27 protein-coding genes are annotated in these 21,728 nt (G+C 67.1%); 13 read left to right on the top strand and 14 right to left on the bottom strand.

Going from position 1 to position 21,728, the window contains the following annotated elements; genetic code table 11:
- The first annotated feature begins 15 nt into the window (after positions 1-15).
- Positions 16-216, top strand: a complete 201-nt coding sequence (locus MUG98_RS24880) for a DUF7835 family putative zinc beta-ribbon protein (protein ID WP_265110079.1) — start codon at positions 16-18, stop codon at positions 214-216.
- 143 nt (positions 217-359) lie between these two features.
- Here MUG98_RS24880 and map read toward each other — a convergent pair whose 3' ends face one another.
- The 3 genes from map to MUG98_RS24865 form a co-directional block, all read right to left on the bottom strand.
- Entirely contained in the window at positions 360-1,256 is an 897-nt protein-coding gene (map, locus tag MUG98_RS24875; RefSeq protein WP_265110078.1) for a type II methionyl aminopeptidase, read from the bottom strand.
- Between the two features lie 57 nt (positions 1,257-1,313).
- Positions 1,314-1,439 (bottom strand): hypothetical protein, encoded by a 126-nt coding sequence (locus MUG98_RS24870; protein WP_265110077.1) that lies wholly within the window; start codon positions 1,437-1,439, stop codon positions 1,314-1,316.
- 316 nt (positions 1,440-1,755) lie between these two features.
- Entirely contained in the window at positions 1,756-2,700 is a 945-nt protein-coding gene (locus tag MUG98_RS24865) for an isoaspartyl peptidase/L-asparaginase (protein ID WP_265110076.1), read from the bottom strand.
- A gap of 28 nt (positions 2,701-2,728) precedes the next feature.
- Between MUG98_RS24865 and MUG98_RS24860 the strand changes: the two genes are divergently transcribed.
- The 4 genes from MUG98_RS24860 to MUG98_RS24845 all read left to right on the top strand — a co-directional run bounded on the left by MUG98_RS24860 (position 2,729) and on the right by MUG98_RS24845 (position 5,975).
- The gene (locus MUG98_RS24860; protein WP_265110075.1) at positions 2,729-3,094 is read left to right on the top strand and encodes a hypothetical protein; all 366 of its coding nucleotides are present in this window, start codon (positions 2,729-2,731) and stop codon (positions 3,092-3,094) included.
- A 338-nt stretch (positions 3,095-3,432) separates the two neighbouring features.
- Complete coding sequence (icd, locus tag MUG98_RS24855; RefSeq protein WP_265110074.1) at positions 3,433-4,695, top strand: isocitrate dehydrogenase (NADP(+)); 1,263 nt, start codon at positions 3,433-3,435, stop codon at positions 4,693-4,695.
- A 240-nt stretch (positions 4,696-4,935) separates the two neighbouring features.
- Positions 4,936-5,454, top strand: coding sequence for an NUDIX hydrolase (locus MUG98_RS24850; protein ID WP_265110073.1), 519 nt, complete (start codon positions 4,936-4,938; stop codon positions 5,452-5,454).
- An 89-nt stretch (positions 5,455-5,543) separates the two neighbouring features.
- On the top strand, positions 5,544-5,975 hold the full coding sequence (locus MUG98_RS24845; protein ID WP_265110072.1) for a GNAT family N-acetyltransferase: 432 nt from the start codon (positions 5,544-5,546) through the stop codon (positions 5,973-5,975).
- A 22-nt stretch (positions 5,976-5,997) separates the two neighbouring features.
- Here MUG98_RS24845 and MUG98_RS24840 read toward each other — a convergent pair whose 3' ends face one another.
- Positions 5,998-6,618, bottom strand: a complete 621-nt coding sequence (locus MUG98_RS24840; RefSeq protein WP_265110071.1) for a DUF7509 family protein — start codon at positions 6,616-6,618, stop codon at positions 5,998-6,000.
- 95 nt (positions 6,619-6,713) lie between these two features.
- Here MUG98_RS24840 and MUG98_RS24835 point away from each other — a divergent pair, with 95 nt between their 5' ends.
- Positions 6,714-7,097, top strand: a complete 384-nt coding sequence (locus MUG98_RS24835) for a winged helix-turn-helix domain-containing protein (RefSeq protein WP_265110070.1) — start codon at positions 6,714-6,716, stop codon at positions 7,095-7,097.
- A gap of 93 nt (positions 7,098-7,190) precedes the next feature.
- Here MUG98_RS24835 and MUG98_RS24830 read toward each other — a convergent pair whose 3' ends face one another.
- Both MUG98_RS24830 and MUG98_RS24825 read right to left on the bottom strand, forming a co-directional pair.
- The gene (locus MUG98_RS24830; protein WP_265110069.1) at positions 7,191-8,675 is read right to left on the bottom strand and encodes an acetyl-CoA hydrolase/transferase C-terminal domain-containing protein; all 1,485 of its coding nucleotides are present in this window, start codon (positions 8,673-8,675) and stop codon (positions 7,191-7,193) included.
- A gap of 198 nt (positions 8,676-8,873) precedes the next feature.
- The gene (locus MUG98_RS24825) at positions 8,874-9,212 is read right to left on the bottom strand and encodes a cupin domain-containing protein (protein ID WP_265112521.1); all 339 of its coding nucleotides are present in this window, start codon (positions 9,210-9,212) and stop codon (positions 8,874-8,876) included.
- Positions 9,213-9,549: 337 nt separating this feature from the next.
- Between MUG98_RS24825 and MUG98_RS24820 the strand changes: the two genes are divergently transcribed.
- Together MUG98_RS24820 and MUG98_RS24815 are read left to right on the top strand one after the other, a co-directional pair.
- Complete coding sequence (locus MUG98_RS24820) at positions 9,550-10,074, top strand: DUF5817 domain-containing protein (RefSeq protein WP_265110068.1); 525 nt, start codon at positions 9,550-9,552, stop codon at positions 10,072-10,074.
- A 101-nt stretch (positions 10,075-10,175) separates the two neighbouring features.
- Positions 10,176-10,532 carry a hypothetical protein gene (locus MUG98_RS24815; RefSeq protein WP_265110067.1) on the top strand — a complete coding sequence of 119 codons (357 nt, stop codon included), beginning with the start codon at positions 10,176-10,178 and terminating at the stop codon, positions 10,530-10,532.
- Positions 10,533-10,563: 31 nt separating this feature from the next.
- Here MUG98_RS24815 and hmgA read toward each other — a convergent pair whose 3' ends face one another.
- From hmgA to MUG98_RS24800, 3 genes are all read right to left on the bottom strand, one after another.
- Positions 10,564-11,790 (bottom strand): hydroxymethylglutaryl-CoA reductase (NADPH), encoded by a 1,227-nt coding sequence (gene hmgA, locus MUG98_RS24810; RefSeq protein ID WP_265110066.1) that lies wholly within the window; start codon positions 11,788-11,790, stop codon positions 10,564-10,566.
- 52 nt (positions 11,791-11,842) lie between these two features.
- Positions 11,843-12,235, bottom strand: a complete 393-nt coding sequence (locus MUG98_RS24805) for a hypothetical protein (protein WP_265110065.1) — start codon at positions 12,233-12,235, stop codon at positions 11,843-11,845.
- Positions 12,236-12,320: 85 nt separating this feature from the next.
- Positions 12,321-12,497, bottom strand: coding sequence for a hypothetical protein (locus tag MUG98_RS24800; protein WP_425601070.1), 177 nt, complete (start codon positions 12,495-12,497; stop codon positions 12,321-12,323).
- Positions 12,498-12,700: 203 nt separating this feature from the next.
- Between MUG98_RS24800 and MUG98_RS24795 the strand changes: the two genes are divergently transcribed.
- Both MUG98_RS24795 and MUG98_RS24790 read left to right on the top strand, forming a co-directional pair.
- Positions 12,701-14,311, top strand: a complete 1,611-nt coding sequence (locus MUG98_RS24795; protein ID WP_265110063.1) for an amidohydrolase — start codon at positions 12,701-12,703, stop codon at positions 14,309-14,311.
- A gap of 74 nt (positions 14,312-14,385) precedes the next feature.
- Positions 14,386-14,697, top strand: a complete 312-nt coding sequence (locus MUG98_RS24790) for a DUF7091 family protein (RefSeq protein WP_265110062.1) — start codon at positions 14,386-14,388, stop codon at positions 14,695-14,697.
- Positions 14,698-14,821: 124 nt separating this feature from the next.
- On the opposite strand, the gene MUG98_RS24785 is transcribed toward MUG98_RS24790, so the two are convergent.
- Genes MUG98_RS24785 through MUG98_RS24770 form a run of 4 tightly spaced genes read right to left on the bottom strand, consistent with a single transcriptional unit; the run spans position 14,822 to position 17,838 of the window.
- Positions 14,822-15,052, bottom strand: coding sequence for a CbaC protein (locus tag MUG98_RS24785; RefSeq protein ID WP_265110061.1), 231 nt, complete (start codon positions 15,050-15,052; stop codon positions 14,822-14,824).
- Entirely contained in the window at positions 15,052-16,839 is a 1,788-nt protein-coding gene (locus MUG98_RS24780) for a b(o/a)3-type cytochrome-c oxidase subunit 1 (protein ID WP_265110060.1), read from the bottom strand. Before MUG98_RS24780 ends, MUG98_RS24785 begins: the two co-directional genes overlap by 1 nt.
- The gene (locus MUG98_RS24775; RefSeq protein WP_265110059.1) at positions 16,832-17,635 is read right to left on the bottom strand and encodes a cytochrome c oxidase subunit II; all 804 of its coding nucleotides are present in this window, start codon (positions 17,633-17,635) and stop codon (positions 16,832-16,834) included. The genes MUG98_RS24780 and MUG98_RS24775 overlap by 8 nt, the downstream gene beginning before the upstream one ends.
- Entirely contained in the window at positions 17,632-17,838 is a 207-nt protein-coding gene (locus tag MUG98_RS24770) for a hypothetical protein (protein WP_265110058.1), read from the bottom strand. Before MUG98_RS24770 ends, MUG98_RS24775 begins: the two co-directional genes overlap by 4 nt.
- Before the next feature lie 99 nt (positions 17,839-17,937).
- Between MUG98_RS24770 and MUG98_RS24765 the strand changes: the two genes are divergently transcribed.
- Genes MUG98_RS24765 through MUG98_RS24755 form a run of 3 tightly spaced genes read left to right on the top strand, consistent with a single transcriptional unit; the run spans position 17,938 to position 21,467 of the window.
- Positions 17,938-18,141: a DUF8131 family protein gene (locus MUG98_RS24765; RefSeq protein WP_265110057.1), complete on the top strand. Its 204-nt coding sequence runs from the start codon at positions 17,938-17,940 to the stop codon at positions 18,139-18,141.
- 6 nt (positions 18,142-18,147) lie between these two features.
- Positions 18,148-18,996 (top strand): sulfite exporter TauE/SafE family protein, encoded by an 849-nt coding sequence (locus MUG98_RS24760; RefSeq protein ID WP_265110056.1) that lies wholly within the window; start codon positions 18,148-18,150, stop codon positions 18,994-18,996.
- Positions 18,997-19,010: 14 nt separating this feature from the next.
- Positions 19,011-21,467, top strand: a complete 2,457-nt coding sequence (locus MUG98_RS24755; protein ID WP_265110055.1) for a heavy metal translocating P-type ATPase — start codon at positions 19,011-19,013, stop codon at positions 21,465-21,467.
- A gap of 27 nt (positions 21,468-21,494) precedes the next feature.
- Here MUG98_RS24755 and MUG98_RS24750 read toward each other — a convergent pair whose 3' ends face one another.
- Positions 21,495-21,725 (bottom strand): CDGSH iron-sulfur domain-containing protein, encoded by a 231-nt coding sequence (locus MUG98_RS24750; RefSeq protein ID WP_265110054.1) that lies wholly within the window; start codon positions 21,723-21,725, stop codon positions 21,495-21,497.
- Positions 21,726-21,728: the final 3 nt, after the last annotated feature.

Genomic DNA, 21,728 nt, shown 5'->3' with positions numbered 1-21,728 from the left:
CCAACGGCTCCAGTAATGGCAACGACAGACGATCCGTTCGACGGGATAACCGAGCGCTGTGACGACTGTGGCCTCGAAACTCTCCACGAGGTGTCCGTTCAAATCCGGACCGAGAGCCTCAAAAACGAGAACGCCGAGTTCTCCCGCGAACCCTACCGCGTGGCCGAGTGCCAGCGGTGTGGTAACCGGACCAGCCAGCGGATGAACAACGCCTGACCGACGACCGTCGACTCCGACCCGACGATCGCCGACGCGAATCCGACGATCCTCGACTCGAATTCGAACCGATCGCGATCGGTGCTCTCACAGGAATTCGCGATCGCAGAACGGACGACGTTCGGTCCCTCCCGTTTTCCTCCCTACCTCGTCGTCACTTCACAGCCGTCTTCGGTGACGATGAGCGTGTGTTCCTTCTGGCTGACGAGGAATCCGTCGTCCTCCTTGAGCACCGGATAGCCGTGGACGATGTCGTTGCGCTTGAGTCGGCGCAGCGCCATCTCGGCCCGATCGGTCTCGAGCCAGCGCGTCGCGAAGGGGAGCGTGCGGAACTCCTCGGTGATCTGGTCGAGCGCGTCGCGGGCCTGCCGGTTGCGGACGGTCCCCTCGCGCTCGAGGGCGAAGATTTCCTCGCTGGCCCCCTCGGAAACCTTCCCGCCGCCGTCGGTCGCGAACGGTTCGATCGCGACGACGTCGCCGACCTCGAGCGTCGTCCCCTGCGAGACGGCGCGGTTGGGGATGTTCGGGCTGGTGTGTTGTTCCCAGTGGCCCAGGCCGTGGCCGGTGAGGTTGACGACCGGGTTGAAGCCGTAGCCGTCGATGACGTCCTCGATCTCGGCACCGATCTCGCCGGTCTCGACGCCCGGTTCGACCACCTCGAGCGCCGCCTCGAGGGCCTCTTCGGAGGCCTCGGCGAGTTCCGGGTTCCCCGAGAGGTCGACCGTGATCGCCGTGTCGGCGAGCCAGCCGTCGACGTGGACGCCGATGTCCAGGTTGATCATCTCCTCACCGAAGGTCGTCTCGTCGTCGATCGACGGCGTGGCGTGGGCCGCCTCCTCGTCGATCGAGATGTTCACCGGGAACGCCGGTTTGCCGCCGAGTTCCCGGATCCGGTCCTCGGCGAACTCGGCGACCTCGAGGTGGCTCGCACCGACCTCGACGCGGTCGACCGTCTCTTCGCGTACCTGCGAGAGGATCTCGCCGGCTTCCCGGTGTTTCTCGTACTGCTCGGACTCCAGGTCCACCTCGGATTCGGCCATGCAACTGGGTTGTATCGGTCGACAAAAAGAGGTTCCGCCTCCGGTCGACGCGACGGATCAGCGTTCGGCCCGTCGGTCGTCGATCCAGTTGCAGTCGGGACAGGTGTCGACGCCCTGGACGTTCGAGAGCGTCGCTGCACACTCCGGACACTGTCGCGCCGCGTGATATGAGGGTTCGAGCATCAGTTCTGGAGAAGGTCACGTCAATAATAAAACTATGTGACGACGATCGTCGAATTTCCGAGAACGAGATCCGCCCCGGTAAACCCGGCGTCGACTGTTTCTTTCGGAAACGACTCGTAACGGGGTCGAATTCTGTGAAACGGTCGTGACGAATTATTCCCGTCGACCACCTCCGTCCCGGATGGCGTGAGAGACGCCACAGCCCTCGATCGAGTCGGTTACCGGGCCGTCCAGGCGAGGGGCCCCTCGAGACCGACGGTACCGTACCCGGCGGGAGGCAGCCGGTCTCGAGGGCGGTACCCCGTGGACGAGGGCGTTACCCCGTAGAGGACGTCGCGCGAGCGGTCTGCATCGCGGCACTGTTGTACGCCGACCCGAGAGTACCACGCGCGTCGAGAACGATCACTCCTGCCGTCGAGCCCGTGAGTTCCGCGAACTCCTCGATCGCGAGTTCCGCCGCCGCGGACGCGTCGTGGCCGCGCTCGACGTGACGAGCGACCCGTCGCGAGAGCGTGACGCGGGCGATGTCCTCGCCGGCACCCGTCGCGCTGACCGCGGCGGCGGGCGAACAGTAGAATCCGGCCCCGACCTGCGGAACGTCGCCGACCCGGCCTGCGAGCGCGAGCCAGCGCCCGCCCGTCGACGTCGCCGCGGCGAGCGACTCCCCATCGAACGCGACCGCTCCGACTGTGTCGTGGTCGTACTCGTCGACCGGCCCCGTCCCGTGGTCGCCGGGTCGTCCGCTCCCGTCTGCCCGTTCGTCCCGCCCGTCGGGATCCGATCGGCCGTACCGGTCGCGGATCCACGCGAGTTCGTCGCGAGTGCCTCCGGTCGGCGGGTCGAGTTCCGACCACCGCTCGCGCGTCCGATCGGTCCAGCAGTCGACCCCCGTCTCGACACCGAACGCCTCGGCCAGCGAGACGGCGTGGTCGCCAGAGACGAATCCGTGCGGCGTTTCCTCCAAGACGACGCGGGCGACGCTGACCGCGTGCTCGACGTCCGGCATCGAACACGCCGCCCCGACCGATCGGTCGTCGGTCATGAGCCCCGCGTCGGTCCGGATCCGGCCGTCGCTCTGGACGGCGCTCCCGACGCCCGCGTTGAACCGCGGCGAAGACTCCAGCCGATTGACGGCCGTCTCCACCGCGTCGACGGCCGACGGAGCCGCTGCGCCGGCGTCGGCCGCCGCTTCGAGGACCTCGCGCCGCGAGCCGGGATCGTCGGGATCGCTTCCTGCACCACCGTGGACGAGTACCTGCATACGCGTTCCCTCTCGGACGGCGGCCCTTGTGGTTTTCTACCCCGGGTCCGACGCGGGCGTCCGGCGCGGTCGAACCACCGGGACTTACGATGGCGGCCCGAATACCGCGACGACGATGACGCCGGCCTTCCTGCTCGTCGCGTTCTGTGCCGCGATGGCAGCGATCGCAACCGCACGGCTGGCGGTCGACGACGAGCGGGATCCCGTCGACGTCGGGGTCGTACTGATCGTCGTCGGCAGCACGTCGCTGTCGCTCCTGTGGATGAGTCTCACGGAATCCTGGACGACGACGATCGGCCGATCCGTACTCGCGAGCGTCGGCAGCGTCCTCGTCGTTGCCGGGACGGTACTGCTGTTCCGATACCTGACCCCGCCTCCGGAGTACCCGTCCTGAGCGGCCGCGCGAGGATCCGTCCTGAACCGCCGGGAGCACCACCCCGATCGGCCACCGGAGTACCGTCTCGACCGGCGGGTGCGGGCCCGTTCTGTGGGCGCGGGCCGAATCGGGACCGATCGATTCCCGGTACGAAATTGCGGTTTTGTCGGTATCCCATCGTTCATTCAACGAATGTTTATGATGGAACGAGGGGAATATTTCGGCGCGTATAGCCGCTCGACCGCATCGGTTCTCCTCGCTCCCGGGGTGACGTCGAATTCGTTCTCGTACAATTTTTGCCGCCGTCGATGGAAATGGTAGACCTTTTACCCCCATCGGAGCACCGTACAGACGAGATGAGCTACGACAAGATCGAGGTCCCCGACGCGGGGGAGAAGATTACGCTGAAAGAGGGAACCGACGACGAGCTCGAGGTTCCCGACAACCCGATCATCCCGATCATCCACGGTGACGGTGTGGGGAGCGACGTCGGCCCCGCCGCACAGAAGGTCCTCGAGGCCGCCGCGGAGGAAACCGGCCGCGAGATCAACTGGATGCGGGTCTACGCCGGCGCGAGCGCTCGCGAGAAGTACGACGAGAACCTCCCCGAGGAGACCGTCGAGGCGATCAAGGAACACCGCGTCGCGATCAAGGGCCCGCTGACGACGCCCGTCGGCGCCGGCTTCCGATCGCTCAACGTCGCGCTGCGGAAGAAACTCGACCTCTACGCGAACGTCCGTCCGACCTACCACCTCGACGGCGTCCCGTCGCCGGTCAAAGACCCCGAACAGATGGACATGATCACCTTCCGTGAGAACACGGAAGACGTCTACGCCGGCATCGAGTGGGAGGCCGGCACCGACGAAGTCGAGCAGGTCAAGGAGTTCGTCGAAGACGAGATGGGCGCGACGGGCGTCATCCACGACGGCCCCGTCGGCATCGGCGTCAAGCCGATCACGGAGTTCGGATCCAAGCGTCTCGTCCGCCGTGCGATCGACTACGCCCTCGAACACGACCGCGACTCGGTCACGCTGGTCCACAAGGGTAACATCATGAAGTTCACCGAGGGCCAGTTCCGCGACTGGGGCTACGAGGTCGCCGAAGAGGAGTACGGCGACGAGGTCATCACCGAGGACACCCTCTGGGAGGAACGCGACGGCGAGGCCCCCGAGGACGCCGTGGTCGTCAACGATCGCATCGCGGACAACATGCTCCAGCAGATCCTCACCCGCACCGACGAGTACGACGTCGTCGCGACGATGAACCTGAACGGGGACTACATGTCCGACGCCTGCGGTGCCCAGATCGGTGGGCTCGGTATCGCCCCCGGTTCTAACTTCGGCGACGGTCGCATGCTCGCCGAACCCGTCCACGGCTCCGCACCCAAGTACGAGGGCCAGGACAAGGTCAACCCGACCGCCATGATCCTCTCGGGGCGCATGATGCTCGAGTACCTCGGCTGGAGCGACGCCGCCGACCTCGTCCGCGACGCCGTCGAGGAGACCATCTCCTCCGGCAAGGTCACCTACGACCTCGAACGCCAGCTCGACGACGCCGAGAAACTCGCCACCAGCGAGTTCGCCGACGAAGTCGTCAGCAATATCGAGACGCTCGCGTAAGCTCGCTTCTCGGTCGTTCGGCTCGCGCCGAACGCATCGAAAGGCCGTCGTAGACGGTTTTCGAGCAGTCAGAACCGCCGCGCTCTATCTCTCGGAACACTATTCTCGTGCCCTCTCGGTGCCGCCGAGATTTCCGTTCGTTCTTCGACGGCAGTACGTCGAGCAGGAACCAGTACCCGGTCGGCGCGCACCGCGGTCGAAACCAGCAGCTTTTCGGCCCGGCATCCCCCCATCTCACACATGACATCCGGTCTCGACCTCGATCCGGAGTCCCTGTGCGATCGCGACGAGGTCGCCGTCCAGACCGAGACGCGGACCGGTACTCGATCGGAGTTCGAGACGGCGCGCGAACTCGAACACCACGTGACGGTCGGGATCACAAACGACGACGGGGAGGTACTGCTGGTGAGCGACGGCGCCCGCGGGTGGACCCTGCCAGCCGTTCCCGTCGACCCCGACGAGGACTGGGCCGCGGCTGGGCGACGGGCGATCACGACGACGACCGGCGCCGAGGCGAGCCTCGACGAGCCAGTTCGCGTTCGCCGCGTCGAGTTCAGACAGGACGACCACGCGAATCGGGTCGTGACGACGTACGACGTCCTCGTCCGAGCCACGGTCACCGGCCGGCCGATCGCGGACGAACCAACCCTCGCCGGTGACGACGTGGCGGATCTCCTCTGGCTCGATCGGGCCCCGGAAGCGGGGACGGACGGCGTCGCGGCTGACGTACGAGCGGTCCTCGATCGATCGACGGCGTAGGACGCGGGCGGTGAGGTGCGCCCGTCGTTTCCGGACGGGATGCGGACGGGTCGAAACGCTCTCGGCACGGCGTTGCCTACACCCTCGCGATGGCCGAGGTACGCGCAGTCGACTCGGAAGAGCAACGAGAAGACGCCTACGACGTCCGACAGACGGTGTTCGTCGAGGAACAGGGCGTCGACGAGGCGATCGAGTACGACGAGCACGAGGACGAGTCGGTTCACTTCGTCGCCTACGACGAGGGCGAACCGATCGGGGCCGCCCGCCTCCGCGAGACGGAACCGGGACTCGGCAAGGTCGAACGCGTCGCCGTCCTGGAGTCGCGACGCGAGGAGGGGATCGGCCGGGAGCTGATGGACGCCGTCGAAGACGAGGCCCGCGAGCAGGGACTGACGGCGCTCAAACTCCACTCCCAGACCCGCGCCGCCGAGTTCTACCGCCGGCTCGGCTACGAACGCCGCGGCGAGGAGTTCGAGGAGGCGGGGATCCCCCACGTCGAGATGCGCAAGTCCCTGGAGTGACGCCCACGACTGAACGGAAGTGCTACCCGAGTCGCGGCAACTCGCCCGTTCGCTCCTTCCGAATGAGGTCGCGCACGAACAACCGGAGCTGGCGCTCCAGATCCGCCCGATCGTCGTAGGAGTAGATCCGTGCCTCCCAGCGATCACGGACGGCGGCGATCATCGCGCTGCGGACGCCCGACTCGTGGACGAACATGACCCGCTCGCGGCGGCGGGCCGCGGTCTCCTCGTTGAAAAGGGCCTCGAGGACCGATCCGACCTCGATTCCGACACCGAGGTTGTCGCCAACGGCGGGGACCACGTACACGACCGCATTGCTCGCTCGGGCGAATGCGATGCTCTGGCTCGCGGCGTCCATCTCGGACAGCTCTACACCGACGTCGATCGCGAGGAACGCATTGACGCCCGCTGACGTCCGAAGATGGTCGCGAACGTCCAGCAACAGGTCGAGTGCCGCCTCGTCCCGGCCGAGTTCGTGATCCGACCCGACGAGCGACCCGAAATCGACCGATTCGGGGATCGCGTCGGGATCGACGTCTGCGACCGCACGCTCGACGTCGAACGCCTCGTACGGGCCCATCAGGTAGACGAGAAACCGCGATCGTGGAAGATCACCCAGTTCGTCGATGATCCGGTCGCGCATACCTCGGGTGCTCACCGACCGTATATAAATATGGGTTGTTTCAGTGATTCTTGACTCAGCGAACGCTTAAACAGGAGGGGATTCAAAATAGATGTATGGCCGAATCCGAGCGCTCCGTACGACGATCGGGGGACGAGTTACTGCCCGAACACAGCGTCCTCTCGCTCGAAGAGTACCTCGCGATGCAGCGATCGATCGGGAACGAGACGCGGTTTCGCGTGCTGAACGCGCTGGTCGAGGCGGGACCGCAAAGCGCGAGCGAACTGCGTGACCGACTCGACGTCGAGTCGAACGTCCTCCACTACCACCTCGACGAACTCGTCGACGTCGGTCTCGTCGAGAACCGAAAACGCAAGGAACCCGACACCGACGGGCTCTATTCCTATTACCGGGCGACGTCGCTCGGTGAGGGAATTCTCGATCACGGCGTCCGCGAACTCATGGCCCGCGAGTGGGACGCGATCGAGGAATATAGCTAATTCCGGATCACGCGTTCAACCGAACCGCCTCTCCCACGTCTGGGCGGAATCGACTGCGCGTCGAGGTGGCAGGACTCCGCAATCGTTCGGCGATTACCTGTTCAACTGCGAAGCTTCCCGTTCGAGCGGGTCGAACGCCGTCTGCAGGTCGTGTGGGAGATGGCCCGGATCGTCCCCCGCGGTCGCCCGCTCGAGGTACTCCCGGAGGTCGTCGCGGAAGGCGGGATGGGCACACTCCTCGATCAGCCGGTCGGCGCGGTCGCTCGGCCCGAGTCCGCGAAGGTCCGTGACGCCCTGTTCCGTCACGACGATGTCGATGTCGTGATCCGGGTGATCGACGTGGGTTGCCATCGGGACGATTCGCGACACGGTACCGTCGCGAGCCGTCGAGGGGAGAACGATCACCGACACGAGCGCGTTCCGTGCGAAGTCGCCGCTCCCGCCGATCCCCTGAAGGACCTGTGAGCCCCGGACGTGTGAGGAATTCGCGTTGCCGTAGACGTCGACTTCGACGGCGCTGTTGATGCCGACGAGGCCGAGCCGTCGGATCACCGACGGCTCGTTCGCGACGTCGACGGGCCGAACGCGAAGGCGGTCAGTGAACGTCTCTGCCTCGTCGTACAGTCGGTCTATCCACTTCTGAGAGATGACGATCCCGGTACCGCTTGCGGCCTCGAGCGTTCCGTCGGCGAGCAACTCGAGCAGTCCGTCCTGGATCACTTCACCGTAGTACGCGAGTTCACGACCCGGCGCGGCGAGTCCGTCCAGCCGACGCATGATCTCGTCGCCGAGCGTACCGACGCCGACCTCTACTGTCAGTCGGTCCTCGAACGCGGGGTTGCGCTCGACCTCGCGTTTGAGGAAATCGACGGTCGCATCCGCGATCTCCCGTTCGTCCCCGGTGAGATCGCGGAACGGATACGGCATCGGCGGCTGATCGGATCGGACGACGGCGTCCGGACCGTCGGGGAGTTCGACGTACCGATCGCCGAGTCGGTCGTCGGGGGCGGAAAGCGGGATCGGATCTCGCGGCGGGGTGCCGGGCCGGTAGACGTCGTGGAACTCCCCGACCGCGAGGGGAACGGCTTCGTTCACCTCGACGATCACCCGATCCGCGTGTTCGACGAACGTCGGTATGGCTCCGATAGCCGTCGTCGGCACGAATCGGTCGTCGTCGACCGCCACCGCTTCGACGATGGCGACGGTCGGCCCGTCGAACCCGAACTCGGGTGTGAACACGTCCTGCTGGACCGTCCGGGAGATCGAGGAGAAGTGGTCGTCGACGAACGTCAGTTCGCCCCCATTTGCCGCCTGTCGATGATCCGGCCAGACGGCGAAGGGATACCGGAAGTCGACGCCGCCGCTGCCCACGACCTGCGTGTCTGTGAGAAAGCCCGCGTCGGCGCTGCTGATGATCGACAGCGATAGGTCTCGGTCCGAGCGGGCGAGCGCGAGCGGCAACTCCTTCGGTCCCGTGCCGATACCGCCGGTGTAGAGGGTCGCCTCGTTCGGTATCGACGCCGCTGCGTCGGCGGCCGAGACGACCGGTAGTCCGTCCGCGATTCGATCGTTTGTCATCGTTCTAGGCGTTCGTCGTCCTGACGAATATATGTTTTCTTTATTACACTACTATAAACTTGATTATAGTTTATCGCATCCTCCCCCGAGTTGTTCTCGTTGGAATATACATATTAAAAGAGATAGTTCCGGCGTCCACGCCGACCGATCACGAGCGACGATGCACTCGACGCGAACGGCTGGTCGTGCCGAGACCCCCTACGCCTGCCAGTTCGGGTTCTCGCGCGGCGGGCTGAAGATGTCGATGCCGCGGACCGTCTCGTCGCCCCGGTTCTCGGCCGCGTGGGGCTGCTCGCCCGGGATCGCGTAGGAGTCACCGGGCTCGCAGACGATCTCTTCGCCGTCCGTGAGAAAGACCAGTTCGCCCTCGTAGATGAACCCCGTCTGCTCGTGGGGGTGGCTGTGTTCCTCGACGGTCGCGCCGGGTTCGATCTCGAAGTGCTGGACGTTCATCGATTCGGTGCCCGCCATCAGCGCCAGGTGAACGCCGTCGGCGGCTTCTGACGGATCGAGGTCGGACAGGGGAACGCGTTCCATACGTCTCGACACGGGGTAGCGCCCCTCATAGTTTCCGGAGTGCGATCGGCGACGCGGTGGCAGCCGAGACGCCCGATCGGACCGTACTTCGGACGCCAGGCCGTAGTACGTCGCCAGGAGAACGGCCGGAACGCCGACGAACAGGAGCAGAAATACGACGACGATGCCGTCCAGTAGCAGCGCGCCGCTAACCGGTCCCTCGGGAACTGGCATCGGCGGACAGTATCAGTCAGATACCGAAAACGTTCCGGTCGGCGACACGATCGCGGCGACGGTGCGTGATCACTTCCACCGCGCTTGCCGAACCTTGAACTACGGCCCGCCCGGATCTCGGGGCATGTACGCCGTCGTCGGCTGCAGCGAGTGTTCACACCTCTGGCTCATCGAGGGTCGATCGGAGACGACGCAGTGTCCCCGCTGTGGGTCGCGGAAAGCCTACGAGAAGCGCAAGAAGTTCGTCGAGACCGACGACGCCGACGAGGCTCGCGAGGTCCGGGCTTCGATGCTGGCGAACCGGCAGGGCGAGGGCGAGACGTTCGCCGAACTGGACTCCTTCGCGGCCCTCGAAGACGACGTCGCGGACGGCGTCGTCGACGACGAGGAGTACCTCGACGAGTCGGGCCTCGACGTCGACGAGGTCGCGGACGCGGGCGAGCGGGATCCGCGCGGGCCGAACCGCAGCGGCAGCAAGAAGGAAATCGTCGAGGCGGCACTCGCGGACCTCGATCGGCCGACGGAAGACGAGATCGTCGAGTACGCGAGCGAACGCGGCGTCTCGGCCGCGTACGTCAGGAACGCCCTCGAGAAACTCACCAGACGCGGTGCGGTGAGCGAGAGCCGTGGCCGATACCGCCGCCTGTAGTCCCGGCGTAGCCTGTCGTCCCCGGCGTGACGATCCGGGACGTGTCGGTCCGTGAGCGATCGAACGGCAGGGCTTTGGGTCGCCACGGGACAGAGACACCCATGGACGAAACGGTCGACGTGCAGGAAGTGACGATCGGCGTCGGGACGGTCGTCGCCGTCGCGTTCCTCGCCTACGGCACGCTCGTCAGCCAGTCGATCTTCGGGATCGAGACGACGACGCTGGCGACGGGAACGTTCGCCCTGACCGTCCTCGCGATTGCCATCCTCCACGGGGCCTACGGCCGGCGTGACCTCGCCGGCGCGTACGCCCTCGCGGGAGTCGGACTCCTCCTGGTCTCGACCGCCGCCAGCGGCCGGCAGGTCGCGGGCGGCTTGCTCCTGCTCGTCGCCGGCGGGTCGTACGTCGCGGTCGTGACGATCCGGACCCGGCGGGAGAGCGGCGACGCGCCCGGCTGACCAGTACAGAGACGAGGACCCCCGAAAACGACTACCGCCCGAGATCCTCGTGTGCGCTCGCGAGGTGGTTCGACGCGAGTGCGGCGAGCAGGGAGAGTTCGCCGGCGAGCGCACCGACGGCGACGATCTCGGCGAGCGCGTCCGCGTTCGACCCCGGCGGATCGCCGCCGCCGCGGAGGCCGAGAACGTCGAGGGCCTCGGACTGCGTGGGGAGTTTCGTCCCGCCGCCGACGGTACCGACCTCGAGCGAGGCCAGCGAGACGCTGGCGTAGAGGTCGGTTCCCCCGTCGTCGGACGCTCGAGCGTCCATCGTCGTGATCGCGTTCGCCCCCTCGACGACCTGGGCCTCGTCTTGCCCGGTCGCGAGGAACGCCGCGCCGACGACGTTCGCCGCGTGAGCGTTAAAGCCCAGGCTGCCCGCCTTGGCGCTCCCGACGAGGTTCTTACGGGTGTTGGCCTCGACGATCGCGTCCGCCGTGGTGTGCAGCCGATCCGCGACGACGTCGCCGGGGATCACGACGTCCGCGGTGACCGATCGGCCCCGGCCCTCGACGGCGTTGATCGCGGCAGGTTTCTTGTCCGAACAGAGGTTCCCCGAGAGGGCGACGAGCGAGGCGGGGGTTTCGCGCTCGACGACCTCGCAGGCCGCCTCGGTCGCGATCGTGGCCATGTTCATCCCCATCGCGTCCTTGGTGTCGTAGGCGAAGCGCAGGTAGACGGAGTCGCCGACGACGTAGGGTTCGACGGCCAGCAGTTCGCCGTGGCTCGTGGTGGACTCGGCGGCCTCGCGCAGTGCGTCGACGTTCCCCTCGACCCAGTCGACCGTCTCGGCCGCCTCGGCCACGCCGTCGACCCGGAACACCGGCGCGCGGGTCATCCCGTTCTTCGTGACGCGAGCGTCTGCACCCCCCGCGGAGCGGATCACCGAGAGCCCGCGGTTGACCGACGCGAGCAACGCGCCCTCCGTGGTTGCGAGCGGCAGGTGGTACTCGCCGTCGGCCGCGCCGCCCGCCACGGGGACGGGACCGACGACGCCCATCGGGACCTGGGCCGCCCCGATCATGTTCTCGATGTTCGGCTCCGCGGCTTCGGCCGGGAAGGTGTAGTCGCCGATCGCCTCGAGATCGGTGCCTGTCTCGCGCTCGACGAACAGCCGTCGGGCTTCGGCGGCGGTGTCTGCGTCGGCGTGCGCCTCGAGTTCGTGAATCCGGAGATCGCCCTCGCGGACGCGATCGGCGAGGTCCTGGGGGTCCGTCATAGGTTGGCCATGACAGCCGTGGGTCCTAACAGTTGCTGATCGTCGCGACGCGTCACCCACCGGAATCGAGCGGTGACTCGTCCGTCCGCGCCGCCCGATAGCCGGTGACGACCTCGTAGCAGACGGCTCCCAGGAACACGGTCCCGGCGATGGCGTAGATCGACGCCCGCTGTAGCCCCGTCGCGTCCGAGACGATCGAGAACGCCAAGCCAACCGCGGCGACGGTCGCGAACCAGATCCGGTATCGCGGTGAGACGTCGTCGTCCGTCCTCGCGAGGTAGAGCTGTGGGAGGACGATCGCCACGCCGGCGAGCAGAAGATACCCGACCAGCGGGGCGTCGCCGATCGAGACTCCCAGCCGGCGGTCTGCGAAGGCGATACCGGCGACGACGGCCACGAAGAGGAGGAACGAGCCGAGGATGACGCGGTTCTCGCGGGAGACCATACGAACGGTTCACGCGCTGACAGCTAAGTAGCTGTGGTCCTCGATCGGCCGACTCGATCGTCCGGGTAGACGTCGAGGCGACCGGCTAGCCGCCGCTCGACGACGGTTCCGAACCGGGGTCATCGGCGTCGTCGATGACGGCGAACGCGGTCGAGCCGCAACTGCACCCCTCCTGTCCGATCAGTTTAACCGATCCGTCTGGCCACTGCCGCGCGGCGTAGATGGAACCGCACTCGACGCAGGACGCGAGAACTCTGGTCACGTCGTCTCTGCTCGCCATTGGGGATGAGGTATGGTATGGTAGCACCCACCATGAAAGTATCAGTTCCGGGGCCGCCGTGACGATCACCACGGGCTGAACGTTCCCGCCGCAGTCGCGGATGAACCGAGAGAATCGTCCCCCGGTCAGGACCGGCGCACCGATCGAACCCAACTGTTTTGCTCCTCGCCCGCGCGCACTCTCCCATGACCGCGGCTGCGGATCTCCTGCTGACGAACGCGGAGGTACACACCCTGACGGAGCCCGATCGGACCCACGAGGCCGTCGCGATCCGGGACGGCGAGATCGTCCGCGTGGGCGATACGTACGAGATCGCGTTCCTCGAGGGAGTCGAGACCCATCGGATCGACTGCGAGGGACGAGTCGTCCTGCCGGGCTTTATCGACGCACACACCCACCTCGAGCAACTGGGCCAGCACCTCGTGCACGCGGACCTCTCGGCCGCCCGGAGCCGCGCGGAGTGTCTCGACCTGCTGGCCGAACAGGCGGCGAGCGACCCCGATCGAGAGTGGGTCCTCGGGTTCGGTTACGACGAGAGCGAGTGGGACGAGTCCCGAAATCTCACCCGCGACGACCTCGACAGGGTGAGCGAGGAGCGGCCGGTCGTCGCCATGCGGGTCGACCTGCACACCGCCTCGCTGAACTCGACGGCGTTAGAACGGCTCCGGGACGAGATGCCCGAGTCCGACCTGCGCTCCGCGGACGGGGAGCCGACCGGCGTCGCCGTCGAGGACGCCGCCGAGGCTGTCCGGCGCGAGATCACGGCCGATCGGGCGGAGATGCGCGAGGTGATCGCAGCCGCGGCGGATCACGCCGTCGCCCTCGGCGTCACCGGCGTCCACGACAAGGTCCGGGGATCGATGGCCCCGCGAGTGTATCGAGACATGGCCGCCGACGGCGACCTGCCGTTGCGGGTGCGGATCGACTACTGGAGCGATCACCTCGACGCCCTCGTGGAGGTCGGGCTGGCGACCGATACCGAAGCCGGCGCGGGGACCGGAGCCGCGGCGACCGGCGGATTCGTCCAGACCGGGGCCATCAAGTCCTTCTCGGACGGCAGCATCGGCAGCGAGACGGCGAAGCTGTGGGAGCCGTACGTCGGTGCGGCCGACAGCGGGGACAGGATCGCGACCAGCGACGGCGACGCGGACGACGACCGCGGCCAGTGGGTCGTCGACCCCGGGGAACTCGCCGCGCTCGTCGATCGAGCCGACGGCCACGGCTACCAGCTCTCGATCCACGCGATCGGCGACGCGGCGATCGCGGAGACGCTGTCGGCCCTCGAGGCCACGTCCGATCCCGGCGGAGATCGCCACCGGATCGAACACGCGGAACTGGCGACCGACGACCAGTTCGAGCGGATGGCCGAGGCCGGCATCGTGGCGTCGATGCAGCCGAACTTCCACCGCTGGGCGGGAGCGGGCGGCCTCTACGACCAGCGCCTCGGGGTGGAGCGCCGGGAGCGAACGAACCGGTTCCGGCGCGCCCTCGAGTACGACGTCCCGCTCGCGTTCGGGTCGGACTGCATGCCGCTCGATCCGCTGCTCGGGATCCACCACGCGGTGAACGCGCCCGTCGACGCCCAGCGACTGTCGGTCACCGAGGCGCTCCGGGCCTACACGCGGGGCGCGGCCTACGCCGGTTTCGACGAGGATCGGCTGGGGACGATCGAGGCCGGGAAGCGGGCCGACCTGGTCGTCCTCGAGGCGTCGCCGTGGGACCAGGCCGATCGAATCGACGCGATCGACGTGGCGCTGACGCTGGTCGACGGCGAGGTCGTCTACGACGGTCGGTAAGCCGATCGAGCCGTCGTTCGACTCGTGACGTCCCGGCGACGAGACTATGTGACCGGCGACCAAACAGGAGCCCAATGGCGGATCGTCGCCGGCTCGAGCGGTTCCTGCGATCGAAACTTCGGGAAGCGGGCGAGCAGTACGAGGAGCTACGCACGTCGACCGACGCGCAACTCGACGAGGCCCGGGAGGCCTACCGGGTGGCGAGAAACGCCCGCGAGTTGCCGTCGGACGAGGAGGGACGGGCGAAGATCGTCTGTCGGCGCTACGCCGAACGGCGGGCGGCGACGCTGGACGACGAGTACCGGCCGGCCTGTTACGAGGCGGGCCACCCCGACTGCGAGGGGTGTGCTGAGGACGTGCGAGCGGGGCGAATCGAGACCTGGTAGACGAACCGACTCCGTTCTGCCCGCGCACGGCCGGCGAGGGCGCGTCGACGTGACCTCGCGACCTCGTGGTCCCCGTCACGAACGGGACTGGGGACCAGTGAACGCGTCGCCCGCGGACGATCGATCAGTCGCCGTTCGAGAGGTCGCGGGCCGTTGTGTCGTCGTCGCTTTCGCCGTTCTCGTCTTCGGGCAGGAACGCCCAGACGAGGATCACGCTCACGAGGACGAGGCCGATCAGTGCCGTCTGAGCCACGCTCAGTTCGACGTCGAACCAGGCGAGTACCGTCCGGAGTTCGACGAGGAGCGGGGCGAGCAGCGCGAGGACGACGAGCAGTGCCCCTTTCGAGATGCGCACTATCGGATCACCCCCACGAGGGTCGAGCGGGCGAGGTCGCCGGCGGACGCGAGCGCGCCCGTGGCCGAGTGTTCGATCGCCGTCGCGAGCAGCGTCAGCGAGTCGACGCTGGCCGGGAACGGGTTGATGTCGGGGCCGAACAGCCCACCGCGCTGGATGATGCTCATGAGGGGGAACGTGTACGCGAAGATCACGAGCACGATCGCGATCGCGGTCCAGAGTTTCAGGTTGTCGAGCACGAGCGGGGCGTCCTCGGGACCCGAGAGCGTTTCAGCGTACTCGTTCGCCGGGAGATCGTCGCTCCGGCCGTTGAACGCCGTGCCGATCACGTTCGTAAAGAACAGCACGAGCGAGAGGAACAGCAGGGTGCCGCCGAGCGCGATCTGGGCGTTGAGTTCGCCGACGCTCCCGACGGCGGCGTCGAAGGTCACGCCCTCGTACTGCGGTTCGGCAGTCCGGCGCGGTATGCTGAGCAGGCCGGCACGGTGCATCGCGTTGGACATGAACGTCATCCCGAGGAACCAGATCACGACCTGTGCGAGGGCGACCGATCGGTTCCACAGCGCCTTGCCGGTCACCTGCGGGAGGAACCAGTAGGTGGCGGCCATGAACGTCAGCGCGACGGCGGTGCCGACGGTGAGGTGGAAGTGACCGACGACCCAGAACGTGTTGTGGACGAGGTAGTTGATGTTCATCCCGGCGTTGATCATCCCGGAGAAGCCGGCGGCCGCGAACATCAGGCCGGCGAGCGCCATCCCCGTGAAGACGGGATCGCGCCACGGCAGTGCGGTCAGCCAGCCGAGATAGCCCTCGCCGCCGCGCTGGCGAGCGCCGTGTTCCATGCTGGCGACGACGGTGAACGCCGTCAGCAGGCTCGGCAACAGCAGGAACATCGTGTTCGTCATCGCGATGAACTTGAACCCCTCCGCGATCCCCGGATCGAGGTACTGGTGGTGGATGCCCGTCGGCACCGACAGCACCAGGAACAGCACGAACACGACGCGGGCCAGCGGATCGCTGAACAGTTTTCCACCTGAAATCTTCGGCAGCATGATGTACCACATCATGTACGCCGGCATCAGCCAGAAGTAGACGACCGGGTGGCCGAAGAACCAGAACAGCGTCCTGGTCAGCAGCGGATTGACTGTCTCGATCAGGCCGAGCGACCACGGCAACAGGAACAGCAGGATCGCCGAAGCGACGCCGAGCGTGGCGAGATACCACATCAGCGTCGTCGTCAGCGCCATGAACGTCGGCAGCGGGATCCGCTCGTCGGGATTCTCCTGCTTCCAGGCCCACCACGAGCGGAACCAGTCGACGCCCGCGAGCCACGACCCGACCACGAACAGCACGAGGCCGAGGTAGAACAGCGGGTGGCCCTGCAGCGGCGCGTAGAACGTGAACAGCACCGAGGCGCTCATGTCGATCGAATCGACGAAGCCGGCGAAGATCGGGATCCCGGCGAACACGGTCCCGACGACCATCAGGCCGTACCAGCCCCAGGTGAACCGGAGGTCCTCGACGCCCCGATCGAGACTGGTCGTCACCGCCCAGGTGAAGATCCCGACGAGGAAGAAGATCGTGAACGTGAGCGCGAGCAACACCCCGTGGGCCGTGAGGACGGTGTAGTAGTCCGTCGAGTCGATGAACCGGAAGACGTTGGTCCGGTGGAGCGTCTGGATGATCCCGAACAGTCCCCCGATCGCGAGCGCGAGGAAGGAACTGTAGAACGTCGCCCGGACGACCTTCGCTTCCGCTGGGAAGTCGTCGATGTACGCGTTACTCATCGGTGTCACCTCCGTCGCCGTTCTCGGCGTCCGGATCGACCACGGTCAGGGTCCCGCTCTCCTCGTAGTCGTCGACGGTGACCGTCCAGTCGTGGTCGCCCTCGCCGAGGTCGGCCGTGTCGACCGTGAACGTCACCGTCTCGCTGTCGTCGCCAGGGACCGTGACGTCCTCTTCGAACGTTTCGTTACCGATTTCGAGCGCGATCGTGGTCTCGAGGTCCTCGAGTTGGCCGTTCTCGACCGTGACCTCGAACTCGGTTTCGTTCCCGGGTTCGACCTCGTCGGGAGCCTCGACCGACAGTTCGGTCAGGTCGAACTCGTCTTCGGGGACGACGGTGATCTGTCCTTCCATGGTGTGGTGTCCGGAGCCGCAGTACTCGTTGCAGACGATTCCGTACTCCTCGGGCTCGTCGAATTCGGCCGTCATCGTCGACACCTCGCCGGGAATGACCATCGTGTTGACGTTCGTCCCGACGACGCTGAAGCCGTGAATGACGTCCGGACTCGTCACGTAGAAGGTCACCTCGCTACCGGCCGGTATCTCGATCGGGTCGGGCTGGAACATGAACGTCCGGGCGACGACGTACGCCTCGTACTCGTTCTCGCCGACCTGCTCGACGCGCGGTTCGCTGAACCGATCGTCCTCGCTGAGCGCGCTCGGATCGATCGTTTCCTCGCTGTCGTCGATCATCGCGATACCGAGTCCGACCGAGCCGTAGGTGATCGTCCCGATGAACGCGACGATCAGGAGCAGTGCCGCGACCAGCCAGATTTTCTCGTACGTGTGTATGTTCATAGTCCCCCCATCACCATTCCGACGACCGTCGGATCGTTTCCGAGGAATTCGACGAAGTACATGAAGAACCACAGGGCGACCAGGATCAGGAAGTACAGCCCGATCAGGACGAGCGTCCCGATCGGATCGTACTCGTCGTGGCCGATCTCCTGCGTCTCTTCCGGAGTGCGTACCCCGTCTCGTTCTTCCGATACCTGACTCATATGCCCGTATTGGGAAAGTCACTCCTTAATCAATGGACCAATTCCCGCCCCGTAGGAACGGGGGTTATTATTATACACTGGCTCTGGTAACGACCCAGTATGGTACTCGAGGATCTCTCACCGCGGACCGCACTCGTCGTCGGATTGCTGGCGCTCTTGCCGGTCACGTGGTACGGGCTCGGGAGTTCCCTCTCGGCGGGCGTCGTCTCCGGCATCAACGTCCTCATCATCGTCACCGCACTCTACGTCGCGTTCGAACCCGTCCCCGACACCCACCACGGTCACGAACCGAACGACGCGTAATCCCGCATGACCGGGCACGCGGCAGTCGTTATCGGGACGCTCGTTGCGACACACGATCACGCGGCGACCGGAACCGCCGAACACGCCGACCTGCTGGTGTTCCTGGTCGTCGGCCTGCTCGCAGGGGCCCACTGCCTGGGCATGTGCGGCCCGCTCGTGACGACCTACGCCGATCGGATGCGCAAGGCAAAGGCCGACGGCGGCCGAACCGGGAGAACGCACGAGGACACGCTGACGCTGTTCGAGGTCCGCCAGCACGGCCTCTTCAACCTCGGTCGGGCCGCGAGTTACGGGCTGCTCGGCGGCCTGTTCGGCCTGCTCGGCGGGCTGGCGTTTACGTCGGCAGACACCGTCGCGGCGGTCGGCGACACGGTCCGGGGGGCGATGGGCATCCTCGTCGGGATCGCGATCATCGCCAGCGGTCTCTACTACCTGCGGGGCCGGGCCGGCGTCCCGCACGGTCTGCCCGTCGTCGGCACCGTCTTCGGGTGGCTCTCGGGCCTGCTCGCGAGCCGCGTCGATCGACTCGCCGGGTCGCCCGGCATCGTCGGCCTCGGCGCGGTCCACGGGCTGTTGCCGTGTCCGATCATCTACCCCGCGTACCTCTACGCGTTCGCGCTCGGCGATCCGCTCCGGGGGGCACTCTCGCTGGCCGTCCTCGGGATCGGCACGATCCCGACGCTGTTCCTGTACGGCACGATCCTCACCTCGATCGGGACGGCGAACCGGGTTCGGCTCCACCGGGGACTCGGCGCGGCCTTCCTCCTGCTGGGCTACCTCCCGCTCCAGCACGGGCTGATGCTGTACGGCATCCACCTCCCGCACCCGCCAGTGCCGTTCTACCAGCCTCTCTAACCGGTTTTCGGCCAATGAGCTACCCCAACGCCAACGACTCGCGAGACGAACTCGCCGGCGAGACCGACACGCCGAGCGGTGGCGCCGTCCCCGCCGGCCCCGACGCGGCCGACGACGGCACGTGTACTCTCTGTTCGTTCCCGACGCCGGCCGAACCCCACACCGCACCGGACGTCGACGGCACCTTCTGCTGTCAGGGGTGTCTCGAGGTCCACCGAACGCTCGACGAGGTCGACGACGTCTCGGCCGACGCCGTCCGCGATCGGATCGACGACGGGTCGACCGACTCGGACGACATCGACGGCGAGGACGCGTTCCTCGCGGTCGACGGGATGCACTGTGCGACCTGCGAGGCGTTTCTCGAGACCCGGGCGACGAACACCGATGGCGTGCGAGGTGCGGCGGCGAGTTACGCCACGGACACGGTACGGGTGACGTACGACCCGGACGAGATCGACCCCGCGGACCTCCCCGAGGTCGTCTCCGGCTACGGCTACGACGCCCACGATCGGACCGAGAGCCGTGACGAGGAGCCCCGCGACGCCGCGCTCGTGAAGTTCCTCGTCGGCGGCGGGATGTTCGGGATGATGGTGATGATCTGGTACGCGCTCTTTCTGTACCCGACCTACTTCGGCTACGAGCCGATCGCCGACTTCGGGAGCTACGACGGCTACTACGTGGCCGCGAACATCTGGCTCATGACGTCGTTCGTCCTCTTCTACACCGGCTACCCGATCCTCCGGGGCGCGTACGTGAGTCTCCGGGCCGGGATGCCGAACATGGACCTGCTGATCGCCGTCGCCGCCGTCGGCTCGTACGCCTACAGCACGCTCGCGATGGGGCTCGGCCGGACGGACCTGTACTTCGACGTCAGCGTCGCGATCATCCTCGCGGTCACCGCCGGCAACTACTACGAGGATCGTATCAAGCGCCGGGCGACCGGACTCCTCTCGGACCTGACCGAACAGCAGGTCGACGAGGCGCGTCGGGCGGACGGCGAGACCGTTCCGCGCTCCGAGATCGAGCCCGGAGACCGACTCCTCGTCCGCCCCGGCGAACGGATCCCCCTGGATGGCGACGTCGTCAAGGGCGAGGCGGCGATCGACGAATCGCTCGTCACCGGCGAGTCGGTACCGATCGAGAAGGGGCCCGGCGACGCGGTCCGTGGCGGGACCGTCGTCACCGACGCCCCGGTCGTCGTCGAAGTCGGCGAGGACGCCGAGAGCACCCTGGATCACCTCGTCTCCCTGCTGTGGTCGATCCAGAGCGCCCGCCCCGGCGTCCAGCGTCTCGCGGACAAACTCGCGACGATCTTCGTCCCGCTCGTGCTCGCCATCGCGACGGGCGTGGCCGCCGTCCTGCTCGCCACCGGCTCGGCACCCTCGACGGCGCTGCTCGTCGGCCTCACCGTCGTCATCGTCTCCTGTCCGTGCGCGCTCGGGCTCGCGACCCCGCTCGCGATCGCCTCGGGCGTCCAGTCGGCCGCGAAACGGCGGATCGTCGTCGCCGCGGAGTCGATCTTCGAGGACGCCCCCGAGGTCGACGTCGTCGTCCTCGACAAGACGGGGACGCTCACGACCGGGTCGATGACCGTCGCGGACGTCCACGTCGACGCGGACGCAGACGCCGAGACGGTCCTCGCCCGCGCCGGGGCGGTCGAAACCCTCTCCGAGCACCCGATCGGGGCCGCGATCGCCGAGACGGCCGCAGACGGAACGGATCCCGTCGAGGCCGACGTGAACACCTTCGAGCGTGATAGCCGCGGCGTCAGCGCGATCGTGAACGCGGACGAGGACGACGATCGCGTCGTCGTCGGCCACCCCGACTACCTCCGGGAGCGGGGCCTGTCCGTTCCCGGGACCCTCGAGCCCCACGTCGAGCGCGCCCGATCGAACGGCGACGTGCCGGTCGTCGTCGGCTGGGACGGTCGCGCCCGCGGCGTGATCGTCGTCGGCGACGCGCCCCGCGAGGAGTGGCGCGAGGCCGTCGAGACGCTCTCGGCCGGCCGAGAGATCGTCGTCCTCACGGGCGACGAGGGCGCGGCGGCCGATCGGTTCCGGGACGTCGACGCCGTCGACGAGGTCTTCGCCGGGGTCCCCCCAGAAGCGAAGGCGGAGACGGTCCGCCGACTCCGCTCCAGAGGGACCGTCGCGATGGTCGGCGACGGGAGCAACGACGCGCCCGCACTCGCGGCGGCGGACGTGGGAATCGCGATGGGCAGCGGGACGAAACTCGCGACCGAAGCCGCGGACGCGGTGATCGTCGGCGACGACCTCGGGGCCGTCGCGGAGACGTTCGCGGTCGCGGCCGGCACGCACCGACGGATTCGACAGAACCTCGCGTGGGCGTTCGCCTACAACGCGGTCGCGATCCCGCTGGCGATCGCGGGCCTGCTGAATCCGCTGTTCGCCGCCGTCGCGATGGCGGGCAGCAGCGTGATCGTCGTTGTGAACTCCTCGCGATCGATCTGATGGGGTCGATCGGACCCAGAATCGCCGTTACTCGGACTCCTCGTCGGTGACGACGCGATCGACCACCCGCCGCTCCCCGTCCTCGTAGACGTACGTCTCGTCGTCCTCGTCGGTCGTCCGCCGGTGGCTGCCGTCACAGAACGGGAACGACTCGGAGAGCCCGCACTGGCAGACCGCGACGTCGCCCTTCTCGTCGTCGATGTCCGCTGTGGTCAGTTTCCGCGGTCCTGTCGCGTCGAGTTCGACCAGTCGCGTCATGGG

This window comes from Halosolutus halophilus (assembly GCF_022869805.1).
Lineage (GTDB): Archaea > Halobacteriota > Halobacteria > Halobacteriales > Natrialbaceae > Halosolutus > Halosolutus halophilus.
Note: the sequence above shows the minus strand (reverse complement) of the source record. Positions and strands in the feature narration are given on the sequence as shown.